17 protein-coding genes and 1 tRNA gene are annotated in these 13,088 nt (G+C 69.9%); 8 read left to right on the plus strand and 10 right to left on the minus strand.

The features are described 5' to 3' along the window. Positions 1 to 2: 2 nt before the first annotated feature. Complete coding sequence (locus tag ACWDXC_RS26985) at positions 3 to 701, minus strand: DUF4097 family beta strand repeat-containing protein (RefSeq protein ID WP_449986378.1); 699 nt, start codon at positions 699 to 701, stop codon at positions 3 to 5. 69 nt (positions 702 to 770) lie between these two features. Beyond that, entirely contained in the window at positions 771 to 1,412 is a 642-nt protein-coding gene (locus ACWDXC_RS26990; protein ID WP_375074783.1) for a LysE family translocator, read from the minus strand. Between the two features lie 61 nt (positions 1,413 to 1,473). Between ACWDXC_RS26990 and ypfJ the strand changes: the two genes are divergently transcribed. Both ypfJ and ACWDXC_RS27000 read left to right on the plus strand, forming a co-directional pair. After that, complete coding sequence (ypfJ, locus tag ACWDXC_RS26995; protein WP_449986380.1) at positions 1,474 to 2,310, plus strand: KPN_02809 family neutral zinc metallopeptidase; 837 nt, start codon at positions 1,474 to 1,476, stop codon at positions 2,308 to 2,310. 48 nt (positions 2,311 to 2,358) lie between these two features. Continuing rightward, complete coding sequence (locus ACWDXC_RS27000; protein WP_219508180.1) at positions 2,359 to 2,655, plus strand: type II toxin-antitoxin system VapB family antitoxin; 297 nt, start codon at positions 2,359 to 2,361, stop codon at positions 2,653 to 2,655. A 79-nt stretch (positions 2,656 to 2,734) separates the two neighbouring features. On the opposite strand, the gene ACWDXC_RS27005 is transcribed toward ACWDXC_RS27000, so the two are convergent. The 4 genes from ACWDXC_RS27005 to ACWDXC_RS27020 all read right to left on the minus strand — a co-directional run bounded on the left by ACWDXC_RS27005 (position 2,735) and on the right by ACWDXC_RS27020 (position 4,291). Beyond that, positions 2,735 to 2,821 (minus strand) — tRNA-Ser (locus ACWDXC_RS27005). 10 nt (positions 2,822 to 2,831) lie between these two features. Continuing rightward, positions 2,832 to 3,287 carry a tRNA adenosine(34) deaminase TadA gene (tadA, locus tag ACWDXC_RS27010; RefSeq protein WP_449986382.1) on the minus strand — a complete coding sequence of 152 codons (456 nt, stop codon included), beginning with the start codon at positions 3,285 to 3,287 and terminating at the stop codon, positions 2,832 to 2,834. Continuing rightward, complete coding sequence (locus ACWDXC_RS27015; protein ID WP_219508178.1) at positions 3,284 to 3,760, minus strand: tRNA adenosine deaminase-associated protein; 477 nt, start codon at positions 3,758 to 3,760, stop codon at positions 3,284 to 3,286. The genes tadA and ACWDXC_RS27015 overlap by 4 nt, the downstream gene beginning before the upstream one ends. A gap of 15 nt (positions 3,761 to 3,775) precedes the next feature. Next, the gene (locus ACWDXC_RS27020; protein ID WP_219508177.1) at positions 3,776 to 4,291 is read right to left on the minus strand and encodes a tRNA adenosine deaminase-associated protein; all 516 of its coding nucleotides are present in this window, start codon (positions 4,289 to 4,291) and stop codon (positions 3,776 to 3,778) included. A 158-nt stretch (positions 4,292 to 4,449) separates the two neighbouring features. Between ACWDXC_RS27020 and upp the strand changes: the two genes are divergently transcribed. The 5 genes from upp (at position 4,450) to ACWDXC_RS27045 (ending at position 8,442) form a co-directional block, all read left to right on the plus strand. Next, on the plus strand, positions 4,450 to 5,088 hold the full coding sequence (gene upp / locus ACWDXC_RS27025; RefSeq protein ID WP_449986385.1) for a uracil phosphoribosyltransferase: 639 nt from the start codon (positions 4,450 to 4,452) through the stop codon (positions 5,086 to 5,088). Between the two features lie 126 nt (positions 5,089 to 5,214). Beyond that, positions 5,215 to 5,433: a hypothetical protein gene (locus tag ACWDXC_RS27030; protein ID WP_219508175.1), complete on the plus strand. Its 219-nt coding sequence runs from the start codon at positions 5,215 to 5,217 to the stop codon at positions 5,431 to 5,433. A gap of 253 nt (positions 5,434 to 5,686) precedes the next feature. Beyond that, on the plus strand, positions 5,687 to 6,220 hold the full coding sequence (locus ACWDXC_RS27035) for a PH domain-containing protein (RefSeq protein ID WP_219508174.1): 534 nt from the start codon (positions 5,687 to 5,689) through the stop codon (positions 6,218 to 6,220). Between the two features lie 96 nt (positions 6,221 to 6,316). Further along, positions 6,317 to 7,660 carry a helix-turn-helix domain-containing protein gene (locus ACWDXC_RS27040; RefSeq protein WP_449986387.1) on the plus strand — a complete coding sequence of 448 codons (1,344 nt, stop codon included), beginning with the start codon at positions 6,317 to 6,319 and terminating at the stop codon, positions 7,658 to 7,660. 101 nt (positions 7,661 to 7,761) lie between these two features. Then, a complete protein-coding gene (locus ACWDXC_RS27045; RefSeq protein ID WP_219508172.1) occupies positions 7,762 to 8,442 on the plus strand; it encodes a FadR/GntR family transcriptional regulator in 681 nt (226 codons plus the stop codon). 4 nt (positions 8,443 to 8,446) lie between these two features. On the opposite strand, the gene ACWDXC_RS27050 is transcribed toward ACWDXC_RS27045, so the two are convergent. Beyond that, positions 8,447 to 9,283, minus strand: a complete 837-nt coding sequence (locus ACWDXC_RS27050) for an SDR family oxidoreductase (protein ID WP_364168460.1) — start codon at positions 9,281 to 9,283, stop codon at positions 8,447 to 8,449. 106 nt (positions 9,284 to 9,389) lie between these two features. On the opposite strand from ACWDXC_RS27050, the gene ACWDXC_RS27055 reads away from it, so the two are divergent. Continuing rightward, the gene (locus tag ACWDXC_RS27055; RefSeq protein ID WP_357592587.1) at positions 9,390 to 9,830 is read left to right on the plus strand and encodes a MarR family winged helix-turn-helix transcriptional regulator; all 441 of its coding nucleotides are present in this window, start codon (positions 9,390 to 9,392) and stop codon (positions 9,828 to 9,830) included. Here the strand turns inward: ACWDXC_RS27055 and dnaN are convergent. The 3 genes from dnaN to ACWDXC_RS27070 form a co-directional block, all read right to left on the minus strand. Continuing rightward, entirely contained in the window at positions 9,816 to 10,913 is a 1,098-nt protein-coding gene (gene dnaN, locus ACWDXC_RS27060; protein ID WP_219508169.1) for a DNA polymerase III subunit beta, read from the minus strand. The two genes, ACWDXC_RS27055 and dnaN, sit on opposite strands and share 15 nt — an antisense overlap. A 66-nt stretch (positions 10,914 to 10,979) precedes the next feature. Next, positions 10,980 to 11,630, minus strand: a complete 651-nt coding sequence (locus ACWDXC_RS27065) for a response regulator transcription factor (RefSeq protein WP_449986390.1) — start codon at positions 11,628 to 11,630, stop codon at positions 10,980 to 10,982. A 3-nt stretch (positions 11,631 to 11,633) separates the two neighbouring features. Then, positions 11,634 to 13,061 (minus strand): sensor histidine kinase, encoded by a 1,428-nt coding sequence (locus tag ACWDXC_RS27070; RefSeq protein ID WP_449986391.1) that lies wholly within the window; start codon positions 13,059 to 13,061, stop codon positions 11,634 to 11,636. Between the last annotated feature and the right edge of the window lie 27 nt (positions 13,062 to 13,088).

Raw genomic sequence — 13,088 nt, forward strand, 5'->3', positions numbered from 1 at the left:
GTTTACGCGGCCCGGACCTCGACGTCGCCGGAGTCGGTGACCATGCGGATCGTCCTGGCCGCCGACGGGTCGTGCGTGGCGCCGACGTCCTTGTTGCCGGAGTCGGACTTGGCGGTGATGTTGTACGACCCGTCCGGCACGCGGATCAGCGCGTTGCCGGAGTCGGACTTCGTCTCCACGCTGTCCGGGGCGCCGGCGAAGGCCAGGTCGATGCCGCCGGAGTCGGTCCTTGCCGCGACCTGCTTGCCGGTGAGCCCGGTGGCCTCGATGGCGCCGGAGTCGCTGGTCACCTCCACCTGCCCGGACAGGCCGCGCAGCGTCACCTCGCCCGAGTCGCTGCCGGCCTTGACGCGCAGCCCGCGCGGGATCTCGACCTTGTAGCCGACCTCGCAGTTCAGGTTGCCCACCCAGCCGCTCGGACAGGTGAACTTGAGCACGAGCGTGCCGTCGTGGACCTCGTGGGTGGGCTTGGGCTTGCTCTTGTTCCAGGTGAGGTGCTCGGTGACGTGCACGCCCTGCCGATCGGACTCGACCACCTCGATCTCGCCCGAGTCGGCCTCGACCTGAAGCGCGGTCACCGTGCCGGTGACGTCGTAGGACACCGTGTCCTCGTGCTGCGGGCCGCCCACGACCCCGCAGCCCACCGTCATCGCGGCCAGCCCCAGCAGGGCCGCGATCGCGCCCGTTCTCTTCAGGTTCATGACGTCGATTGTTCTCGATCGCGCCGGGGCGAACCTCCGGTGAGTCCCTGAGACTTCCCCTGAGTACGCCTAGGCGGCGGTCAGGGCCTTGGACCGGTCGGTGGCCATGCGGATGGCGATGATGCCCAGCACGGTGCCGGTCACGTACCTCTGCACGCGGACCCACAGCGGGCGGCGGCCCAGGAACACGGCGAGGCTGCCGGCGGTGAGCACGATCAGCGCGTTGACCAGGGTGCCGACGGCGATCTGGGCCGAGCCGAGCACGAGGCTCTGGAGCAGGATGTGGCCCTGGGCCGGGTCGATGAACTGCGGGAGCAGCGACAGGTAGAGGATAGCGATCTTGGGGTTGAGCAGGCAGGTGAACAGCCCCATCGCGAACAGCCGCCGCGGCGCCTCGACGGGCAGCTCGCGGGCCTCGAAGGCGGAGGTGCCGCCGGGCTTGACCGCGTTCCAGGCCAGCCAGAGCAGGTAGGCGGCGCCGGCGAGCTTCAGCGCGGTGTAGGCGGCGGGCACGTACGCGAAGACGGCGGTCAGGCCGAGGCAGGTGGCGGCCAGGTAGGTGGAGAACCCGACGAAGACGCCCCCGAGGGAGATGAGGCCGGCGCGGCGGCCTTGGGAGATCGACCGGGAGACCAGATAGATCATGTTCGGTCCCGGGGTCAGCACCATTCCCAGAGAAATCAGCGCGATTCCTACGATTCCGGTCGACATAGTCACATGTTACCCAGGACGGCTTTCTGGGAAGCGGACCAGCCCCAGGAAAGGGGCGCGCATGGATTTCAGGGACGACGTCAACCTCGACGCCTCGCAGGTGCAGGACGCCGGCGGCCAAGGCGGCGGCGGCCGGTTCCCCGGCGGCCCCGGCGGCATGGTCATCGGCGGCGGCGGCATCGTCACGCTGATCGCGTTCGTCGTGTTCGCCCTGCTCGGCAACGTGGGCGGCGAGCCCGAGCCCGCCCAGCGGCAGCCGCCCGCCAACCTCGCCGAGCAGTGCCGCACCGGCAGGGACGCCGACCAGAGCGAGAAGTGCCAGGTCGTCGGCGTGGTCAACAGCATCCAGGACTACTGGAAGAAGGAGCTGCCCGAATACACGACGGCCAAGACCGTCCTCTACACGGGCGGCGTCCGCACGGCCTGCGGGGCGGCCGACTCCTCCGTCGGGCCGTTCTACTGCCCCGGCGACCAGCGCGTCTATTTGGACCTGAGCTTCTTCGACCAGCTGCGCACCCAGTTCGGCGCGCAGGGCGGCCCGTTCGCGCAGGCGTACGTGATCGCCCACGAATACGGCCACCACGTGCAGAACCTGCTCGGCGCGCTGGAAGGCGGCGGTTCGGTGGCCACCGAGCTCCAGGCCGACTGCTACGCCGGCGTGTGGGCCAGGAACGCCTACGAGGGCGGCTTCTACGAGCAGCGGTTCACCGACGCCGACATCGCCCAGGCGCTCGACGCGGCGGCGGCCGTGGGCGACGACCGGATCCAGCGGCGCAGCGGCGGGCGGGTCGACCCGGAGTCGTTCACCCACGGCAGTTCGCAGCAGCGCGTGGCGGCTTTCCAGGTCGGCTACAAGACCGGCCAGCCCGGCCGATGCACCCCCTCCGACCTGCTGTGACGGTCGTCGAGAGCGCATGTATTCGAAATCTCTCCTAAAATGAGGGGGGTGATCTTCAAGCTGGTCGGCGATGGACGGCCTTATCCCGAACATGGTTTGTCCAACCGCGAGTGGGCGCAGATACCGCCGCGGCAGGTCCGGCTCGACTCTTTGATCACCACGAAGGCCATGCTGGACCTGCATTCGCTGCTGGCCGCCGACTCCACCTTCTACGGCGACCTGTTCCCGCACGTGGTGCAGTGGCAGGGCGATCTCTATCTGGAGGACGGCCTGCACCGGGCGCTGCGCGCGGCGCTGCACCAGCGATCGATCCTGCACGCCAGGGTGCTCGAACTGCCGAGCTGAAAAGGGCCGCGAATCCGCGGCCCTTTTTCGTGTCCGGAAACGCGAAGAGCCTCCCCGCGGGGAGGCTCTTCGTCGTGAGCGGTGGTGGTGGGATTTGAACCCACGGATGAGTTGCCCCATCACACGCTTTCGAGGCGTGCGCCCTCGGCCACTAGGCGACACCACCGCCGACGAGCTTACCGGATCCGCCGAGTGCCGAAGAACTTCTTAAGGATCTCGGAGCTCTCCTCGGCCAGGACGCCCATGACGACCTCGGGCCGATGGTTGAGCCGGCGGTCGCGGACCACGTCCCAGAGGGACCCGGCGGCCCCGCCCTTCTCGTCGACGGCCCCGTACACGATCCTGTCGACGCGGGACAGGACGGCGGCGCCGGCGCACATCGTGCAGGGTTCGAGCGTGACGACGAGCGTGCAGCCGGTCAGGCGCCAGCTCCCGAGCAGGCGGGCGGCGGCGCGCAGCGCGAGCACCTCGGCGTGCGCGGTGGGGTCGGCGCTCGCCTCGCGGTCGTTGCCGGCCTCGGCGAGGACCTCGCCCCGCGGGCCGAGCACGACGGCGCCGACGGGGACCTCGCCGCGGGCGCCGGCCGCGGCGGCCTGGGCGAGGGCCAGGCGCATCGCGGCCTCGTGGCTCATCTCAGCCGGTCGAGCTCGTCGGCGAACGACAACTTCTCGGCGAGCACGGAGAGGATGTCGGCGGGCAGCATGCCCTCCTCCATGCTCAGCTCCAGCAGCTCCTCGGAGCTGACGCCGAGGTCGGACAGGAGCTCGAAGTCCCCGGCGGGGCGGACGCCGAGCTCGTTGCCCTCTTTGTCGGGCACGACGCCGGCGAACTCGGCGAACAGCTCGCCCAGATGGTCGGCGGGCACCGCGTGGGCGTCGGAGAGAAAGACCCGGGGCTCGTCGTCGTCGCGGTAGCGGACGATGGCGAACCACTCGTCCTCCACCTCGACGCAGAGCAGCGCCAGCTCGTCGCCGGCCAGGCCGAGCGCCTCGGTCACGGCGTCGCCCAGGTCGTCGACGATCTCGGCGTCACGCAGGTCGACCTCGGCGCCACTCCAGCCGCCGGCGGTCTTGACGAAGGCCGCAGAGAAGGTGTTGGCCGCCATGTGCGCTCCAGGGGGTCAGTCGAAGACCGATTCGATGGCACGCTCGAACGGCTCGGAGAAGCCCAGCCGTGCGGCGACGCTCGACAGCACCTCGTCGGGCAGCAGGTCGACGTCGCCGGACAGGATGCCCAGCTCCATCTCGTCGAGCCCGAGGTCGGCGAAGATCGACAGGTCACCGGCGGGCAGCGCGGTGTCCTCGTCCTGCAGGATCTCGTCGAGCTCCTCCTCGTCGGGCACGGGCACGTCGAGGTAGTCGAGAACCTGCCTGGCCAGCGGGAAGTCCCACGACGCGGCGATGTCGGAGAGGAAGACATCGACCCGATCGCCGAGCACGCGCAGCGCCACGAAGAACTCATCCCCCACGGCGACCAGGCCAATCGTGCCGCTCTCGCTCGGCTGCTGGCGCAGGGCCTTGATCAGGCCCTGGAGGTCGGACGTGAGCGCGACCGGCAGCAGCTCGGCGTCCCAGCACTCGTCCTCGCGGTAGACCACGATGGCGAAATCGAGCGCGTCTTCGTCTGTCATCGCCATCGCCATCCCCCACAGCCGGCCCTGTCGGACCATAGCCTCTAGCCGGTTTCCAATCGTTCCAGAACCGGCCTGCCGTCGTGTGCCGCTCCGACCAAATTGTGATCAAAACCAAGACCACAACGTGCCGGTACGTGTCACACAAGATAGCGTTGTCCCTTATGGAAACCCTCGTCGTCGACCATCCGCTCGTGGCGCACAAGCTCACCACGCTGCGCGATGTCCGCACCGACTCTCCCACCTTCCGCAGGCTCGCGGACGAGCTGGTGACGCTGCTCGCGTACGAGGCCACCCGCGACGTCCGCGTCACCGACGTGACCGTCGAGACCCCGGTCGCCACGGCCAAGGGCGTGCGGCTGGCCAAGCCGGCGCCGCTCGTGGTCCCGATCCTGCGCGCCGGGCTCGGCATGCTGGAGGGCATGACGCGGCTGCTGCCGACGGCCGAGGTCGGCTTCCTCGGCATGATCCGCAACGAGTCGACGCTGCAGGCCGAGACGTACGCGACGCGACTGCCCGACGACCTGTCCGGGCGGCAGTGCTACGTGGTCGACCCGATGCTGGCCACGGGCGGCACGCTGGCCGCCGCGGTGCAGTTCCTGTTCGACCGGGGGGCCGTGGACGTCACGGCGCTGTGCCTGCTGGCCGCCCCCGAGGGCCTGGCGTACATGGACAAGGTGTTCGCCAGCTCCGGCAAGCCCGTCCGGGTCGTGACGGCGGCGCTCGACGAGCGGCTGAACGAGAACGGCTACATCGTCCCGGGCCTGGGTGACGCGGGCGACCGCCTCTACGGAGTCGTCTGAACGACCCACGCGCTGCGACCTCTTCGTTACATACTGTACTTGTGTGGGTACGTAGAGTGAGGAAGGCAACTTCCGCAGGGCGTGGGGGAGCACGATGAGCGTTATTCAGTCCGCCGGGGTGGCGTCGTGAGCACCGAGGCGGATCCGAGCCCGTACTCGGAGGTGGAGACGGCCCTGTGCGAGGAGTTCGCGGGCGTCCACTCCTCCGCGACGGTGACGCGCTGCGTCGAGGCCGCTCATTACGGGGCGCTGGAGGTCACCGGCTATGCCCACCCCAGCCTCGTCGAGCGGATCGCCCGCAAACACCTCCACGTCCTCGCTCTGGTGGCCAGTGACCGAGGCTAGGCAAGATCATAACTAGCTCGCCAAGAGCACCTTTACCCCGGCAACAGGGTGGGTAATGTATACGGCGGGTGTAGTGGGTAAGTGGTACGGAGGCGACAGTGCAGGTCAAAAAAGTCCTCACATACGGTGGTATCGCGTTTGTCGCGTACTACCTGTTCGCGCGACCAGCGGACGCCGCTGACGCGGTCAGAGGGGCGTTCGACACCGTGTTCAACGCGGCCGACTCGCTGGCTCAATTCGTGAACAACCTCGCATGAGACTTGTGACCCACGGGGACTCTGCTCCGTCGTCGGTCAACCGTTATCTACTCCCCCACGAACAACAGGTCATCATGGTGCGGCGTCACCCAGCCGTGCTGCTCCGTCCGGTCGCCGAGGTCTTCGGCGGCCTGATCATCGCCGGACTGCTCAGCCGATTCTTCGGCGGCGGCGAGGGGGGCGGCACGGCCCTCGTCGTCGTGTGGTGGCTCTGGCTGCTGCTGCTGATCCGTTTCGTATGGAAAGTCGCGGAGTGGTCGGTCGATTACTTTGTGGTGACCTCGAAACGGATGCTCTTGACCACCGGCCTGATCACGCGCAAAGTGGCGATGATGCCGTTGGCGAAAGTCACCGACATGAGCTTCCAGCGATCTCTGCTTGGGCGCATGCTCGGCTACGGAGAGTTCATCCTGGAGTCCGCCGGCCAGGACCAGGCACTGTCCAACGTGGAGTACATTCCGTATCCGGAGACCTTGTACCTGGAGGTCTGCCAGATGCTATTTCCCGGCAAGGATGACGGAGACGATTAATCTCCAGGTGGGGAATTCTTCACCCGGGGATACCAGATTCGGCTACTTCGTGCAATCATTGCGTGTTGTTGACCCTTCCCCGCCTTGAGAGATGAGATGCCGAGTCAGGGAACCATCGGTGACCGCGTCCGAGGATTGCGGCTGAACAGGCGGATGTCGCAGGCCCAGCTGGCCGGACCCGACCTGTCGGACAGTTACGTCTCGCTGATCGAGTCGGGCAAGCGCACGCCGACTCCCGTCGTCGCCCGTCTCCTGGCCGAGAGGCTGGGATGCACCACCGAGTTCCTCCTGCATGGGATCGAGCCTCGGCAACGGATCGACACCGAGCTCGGGCTCCGCCATGCCGAGCTGGAGCTGCAGCACGGTGACCCGGTGGTGGCCGCCGAGCGCTACACGGAGATCGTCAAGGCGGCCGACGAGGAAAACGCCATGCTCACGGCGCAGGCCCGCTTCGGCAGGGCGCGCGCGCTGGAGGCGCAGGGCCGGCTCGGGCAGGCCGTCGAGGCCTTCGAGCGGCTGCGCCGGGAGGCCGCCGCGCATCCCGAGCGCCTGGCCGACCTGCCGCTGACCATCGCGCTGAGCCGCTGCTACCAGCGGGCCGGCGACCGGCTGCGCGCCCGCGACCTGGCCGTCCGCGCGCTGGAGCAGGCCGAGCGCATGTCCATCACGCAGGGCGAGATCGCCGTCGACCTGGCCGCCGTGCTGGTCGAGGCGCGCGGCGACCGCGAGGGCCACTCCGCCGAGCTGGATTACGTCAAGAAGGTGCTCGATCTCAGCGAGGCGCCGGATGATGTGGACCGTTCCGGAGAGGTGCACTCGCTCTGGCAGGCGAGCAACGCGGCGGCCGCGGGCGAGGACTCCGCGCTGGCCGTCCGGCTCGCCGACGACGCCATCAACGCCGGCCGTCAGCGACGGCTCGCGCTGCAGCTCGCCCGTACGGCGATGCACTGGGCGCGGCTGGCCACGGCGCCGATCGACGAGGCCGAGCGCCTGGTCGAGCAGGCGGCGCGGACGTTCGGCGCCCACCCGGGCAACGAGCGCGAGCACGGCGAGAGCCTGATCGCGCACGCGCGGGTCCGGCTGCGGGCCAACGACCTGGTGCGGGCCGGCGAGCTCGCGTCGCAGGCGCTCGACCTGCTGCGTGACGTCCCGGGCACGGCCACGGCGGAGGCGCACCTGCTGCACGCCACGGTCGCGATCGGTCTGGGCGGCGACCCGTCGGCGCATCTGGGGGCGGCCCACACGCTGCTCGCCGGGCGCAACCGGCAGCCGTTCGGCTCCGACCGGCCGGCCGCGCGCTGCTGGCGTGAGCTGGGCGACCTTTACGGCCAGGTGGCGGACCGAGCACAGCAGACCGCCGCTTATCGTAAGGCGCTGGAAGCCGCCGGGGTCCGTTCCATGCTGGCCGGGCTGACCGCCGATTCCACAGTTTCCCGCTGAACCTACCCTCCGGGGGCTCCAGCATTTAGCGGCTGGAATACACTAGGGTTTCCCAGTCATTGACTCATAGGATGATTGGTTTCCCCCGGAGGAGGCGGACTGTGAGTCTGCGTACGGCGCAGCGGGCTTCGCTCGTCGACCAGGTGATCGACCAGCTCAAGGAACAGATCACCTCAGGGTCGTGGCCGATGAACGGCAAGATCCCGACCGAGACCGTGCTCGCCGAGCAACTCGGAGTCGGGCGCAACACCGTTCGGGAGGCCGTACGCGCGCTCACCCACGCCGGTCTCCTGGAGTGCCGGCAGGGCGACGGCACCTACGTACGGGCGACCAGCGAGCTCTCGGGGGCCATGCTCAGGCGCCTGCGGCAGGCCGAGCAGCTGGAGATCTTCGAGGTGCGCCGCGCGCTGGAGGTCGAGTCGGCCCGGCTGGCCGCCACCCGCCGCACCGACGAGGACATCCGGCTCATCGAGGCCGCGCTGGCCGAGCGTGACCGGGCCTGGGAGCTGGACGACCCCGACCGGTTCGTCGAGGCCGACCTGGCCTTCCACATGGCGGTCGCGCACGCCACCCACAACCTGGTGCTCATCGACCTCTACGAGGACTTCTCCGCGGCGCTGCGGGCCAGCATCACCGCGGCGGGCACCTCGCTCAACAAGAGCTACATCCCGCATGACGCGATCGCCCGCGCCATCGCCGCCGGCGACGTCAGCGCCGCCGAGCGGGCCGGGCACGCCTGCATGGAGCACATCCTCATCGCCCTGACGGAGTCGGAGCCGTAGGAGCTCAGGGCCTGAGCCTGTCGGCGTGGTCGGCGGCGAACTCCTCGAAGGAGCGCGCCGGACGGCCGACGACGCCGGCGAAGTCCTCGGTGGTGTAGTCGCCCCAGCCGCTCGCGTAGGCGCGAGCGTATTCGGTGTTGACCGCCGCGTCCCATTCGCGCAGCCCGGCGCCCAGCATCGCCTCGTAGGCGCCTTCCGGGGAGACCGGCTCGTAGCCGATGGGCGTGCCGTAGACGGGGGTCAGCCGGGAGGCGGCCTCGCGCAGCGAGATGCTCTCCGGCCCGGTGAGCGTGTAGGTCCTGCCCCGGTGCGCCGACGGGTCCGCCAGCACGCGGGCGCCGAACTCGGCGATGTCGCGCACGTCGATCAGGCCGATCCTGCCCTCGCCGGTGGACCCGTACAGGGTCGTGCCGTTGATCGAGCCGAAGAGGTTCTGCATGAAGAACGCCGGGCGGATGATCGTCCAGTCGAGCCCGGAGGCGGTCAGCTCCACGTCGGACAGGGCGTGCAGGCGGCCGTTGCGGGTGGGGGCGTCATGGGAGGCGCCGATGGCCGACATGCGGACCACGTGGCGCACGCCCGCCTGACGGGCGGCCCAGACGGCGTTCATGCTGGCGTGGGGCGCCTGCGGGCCCATCGCGGTGAGCAGCCAGAGCGTGTCGACGCCCTTGAACGCGGGCTCCAGGGTGTCGGGCCGGTCCAGGTCGCCGGCCACCGCCTCGACGCCGTCAGGCGCTTTGGCCAGGTCGCGGACGAGCACGCGGACGTCGTCGGTGCTGGGCAGGGCGCGCAGCAGGGCACTGGAGACGGTGCCGGTCGCGCCAGTGATCAAAATCGTCATGTCGGCTCTCTCTCATCAGGCGGAACCGGTGCGTCCCGCTCATGCAGCCAACGTATAGTAAGAAATAATGACGGTCAAGTTTGGTGACTAATAGGAGGATGTGGCCGTGCGCCGCAGTGACAACAAGCAAGCCGACCCCGACATCGGGGTCCTGAGCAGCCGCATGCTCTTCCGGCTGCAGCGAGAGCTCTTCTCCACCCTTGCCGAGCAGGGGCATCCGCGGCTCAGGCCGCGCCACGGGGCCGTGCTGGCCTACCTGAACGAGGAAGGCAGCCGGGCCACCGACCTGGCCGCCCTGTCGGGGCAGCACAAGCAGGTCGTCGGCACGCTCGTGGACGAGCTCGTCGAGCTCGGCTACGTGGAGCGGCAACCCGACCCGGCCGACCGCCGGGCCAAGCTCATCGTGCCCACCCGCAAGGGGCTCGACGAGATGGCCCGCTCCGACGCGATCGTGGCCGCCATCGAGGACCGCTACGCCAAGGCCGTCGGCGAGGAGACCTACGCCGAGTTCAAGAGGGTCTTCAGGCTGATCTCAGCTCAGCCGTAGCGACATCACCAGGTAGCGGAAGGCGGGCTCGGCGTCACCGGGCACGTCCTGGATCAGGGCGGGCCTGGTCGGCGACTCCATGTTGATGCGCGCCAGGTCGGTCTCGATGCCGACGAGCCCGTCGAGGATGAACTGCGACTGGAAGGCGATCTGGATGTCGTCGCCGCGCAGCTCGCACTCGACCACCTCCGAGCCCCGGCCGATGTCGCCGCCCCCCGCCTGGATGCGCACCTGGCCCTGGCTGAACGACAGGCGGATCGCCGTGTTGCGCTCGGCCACCAGCGCCACCCGCTTGATGGCCGCCACGAACGGCGCCACCGGCACGTCGGCCCGGATCGACCAGTCGGCGGTCAGCCGGGTGCGGTAGTCGATGAACTGCTCGTCGAGCAGCCGCACCGTGGTGCTGCGCCCGACGCTCTCGAAGCCCGCCACGCCGTCGCCGAACGCGACCGACACCTCGCCGCCGCGCAGCGACTTGGCCACCTCGACCAGCACGCGGGCCGGCACCATGGCCGAGACCGAGGCGGTGGGGCTGGCCGGACGCCAGGCGAACTCGCGGGCCGCGATGCGATAGCGGTCGGTGGCCGCCATCGTGACGAGGTCGCCGTCGACGTCGACCCTGATGCCGGTCAGCATCGGCAGCGTGTCGTCGCGGCTGGAGGCCGGGGCCACCTGGCCGACGGCCGAGGCGAAGACGCCGCCGCCGATCGCGCCGATGGCGGGCGGCATCGCGGGCAGGCTCGGGAAGTCCTCGACGGGCATGGTGATCAGCCCGAACTCGGCGCTGCCGCAGGTGAGCACCGCCTCCTGGCCCTCGGTGACCAGCTCGACGTCGTCGGCGGGCAGGCTCCTGCTGATCTCGGCGAGCAGCCGGCCGGGGATCAGCACGCTGCCGGACTCGGCCACGTCGGCGTCGACCAGGGCGCGCGCCGACACGTCGTAGTCGAACGCGGACAGGCTCAGCTCCTCGCCCGCCTCCAGCAGGAGCCCGGAGAGCACGGGCGTCACGGGCCGGCTGGGCAGGACCCTGGCCGCCCACGCGACCGCGTCGGCCAGCACGTCACGGTTAACCCGGATTTTCACCTGATCCACCCTTTCTTCGCGGCCTGCCCTCTAGAAAATAGCCGAGCCTACCGACAAAGAATCCCGCTAGCGGCTGTTGAGGTAGGCGAGAACGGCCAGGACCCGGCGGTTGTCGTCGTCGGAGGGGGCCAGGCCGAGCTTGGCGAAGATGCCCGCGGTGTGCTTGGCCACCGCGCTCTCGCTGAGGAACAGCCGCTGTGAGATGGCCGCGTTGGAGCGCCCCTCGGCCATGGCTTCGAGCACGTCGCGCTCGCGCGGGGTGAGCGTGGCCAGCGGCTCGTGGGTGGCGTTGCTGGCCAGCAGCTTGGCGATCACCTCGGGGTCCATGGCCGTGCCGCCCCCGGCCACCCGGCGCACCGCGTCGACGAACTGCTCGGCGTTGAACACCCGGTCCTTCAGCAGGTAGCCGATCGCGCCGGAGCCGTCGGCCAGCAGCTCGCGGGCGTAGAGCTGCTCGACGTGCTGGGAGAGCACCAGGATCGGCAGCCCGGGCACCTGCTTGCGGGCGGCCAGCGCGGCCTGCAGGCCCTCGTCGGTGTTGGTCGGCGGCAGCCGCACGTCGACGATGGACACGTCAGGGCGCAGGTCCAGCAGCCCCCTGAGCAGCTCCGGCCCGGTCTCCACGGCGGCCACCACCTCGAAGCCGTGCGCCTGGAGCAGGTGGACCAGGCCGTCCCTGAGGAGATAGAGGTCTTCGGCGACGAGTACGCGGTTCATCACTCAGAACCATAGGCTGGTCGGCGTCGCGTTGCACATCCACAGGTCGCGGTTGTGGTTGGCGGGGATGGCGACCGCGGCCACGTACATCATGGTGCCGAGCACGACCATGAACGCGATGACCGGCCACTGGTAGGGCTCCGGCAGGTGCAGCGCCAGGAACCAGGTCTTCTCCTCGACCCCGAAGATCTTGAAGATGGCCGCCACGATCCCCTGCGGGAACAGCGGGCACCAGGCCGTCGCCCACAGGCTGACCACGGTGATCATCTTCCAGCGCGGCAGCTTGGGCAGGTCGCCCGCCCAGTATTCGGGCAGCACCCGGGGCAGCTCCATCGTCACCGTGGTCGGCCCGCCGGGCGGGCTGTGCAGCGCCATGACGCCGTCGAAGGCCGCGAGTCGCCGCTCGATGCCGGTCAGGCCGCTGCCCTTGGCGGGATCGGCGCCGCCCCAGCCGTCGTCGCTCACCGTGATGCGCAGGCTCGGGCCGTTGGTGCTGATGTCGACCGTGGCCCGGGTCGCGCCGCCGTGGCGGGCGGCGTTGGACAGCAGCTCGCTCACGGCGAAGTAGGCGGCGGCCTCCACGGGGGCCTCCGGCCGGTGCGGCAGGTCCACCTCCACCGTCACCTTGAGCGCGCTGTCCATCGCCAGCGCCCGGACGGCGTCGCCGAGGCCGCGCTCGGCCAGCACCGGCGGGTGGATGCCGCGGATGACCCGGCGCAGCTCGGTCAGCGTCTCGGCGGAGGCGTCGCGGGCCTTGGCCAGCAGCGCCTTGGCGGCGGCCGGGTCGGTGTCGACCAGGTTCTCGACCGCGCCCAGCGTCATGCCGATCGCCACCAGCCTGGCCTGGGTGCCGTCGTGCAGGTCGCGTTCGATGCGGCGCATCTCGGCGGCCTGCGTGTCGACGGCCAGGTTGCGCACCCGGCTCAGGTGGCTGACCTGGCTGGCCAGCCTGCTGGCCGCGGTCGGGCCCAGCAGCAGCTCGCACCAGAGCCCGTACAGCCGGAGCCCGCGCTCGGGCATCAGCAGCAGCAACGGGACCAGGGCCACCTTGACCAGCGGGTCGAGCAGCAGCCACAGCGCGTCGCGGAAGGTCGCCCGGTCGGTGAGCATCCACTTCCACCGGTCGTTCCAGGCGGGCACCCGGGGCGACTTGTACAGGGTCCGGCCGTGGCGGTACATGCCGTCGGGCTGCGGCTGCGGAGGCGGCGGCGGGGGCAGGTAGGGCGCCTCGATCTCGATGCCGGACGAGGTGCGCACCAGCTTCCTGGTGAGCCCGGTCACCCCTCTGATCATCCGGACCGCCGGCGGGAACAGGAACACCATGCCCAGGCCGAACGTCGCCATGACGGTGAGGAACGCGGCCACGATCACGACCAGCTCGTAAGCGGCCAGCGTCAGCAACGCCAGGACGATCCCGTACTTCCGGAGCATGTCACCAGTGTGCGTGATCCAGGCGCA

This window comes from Nonomuraea sp. NPDC003214 (genome assembly GCF_053590035.1).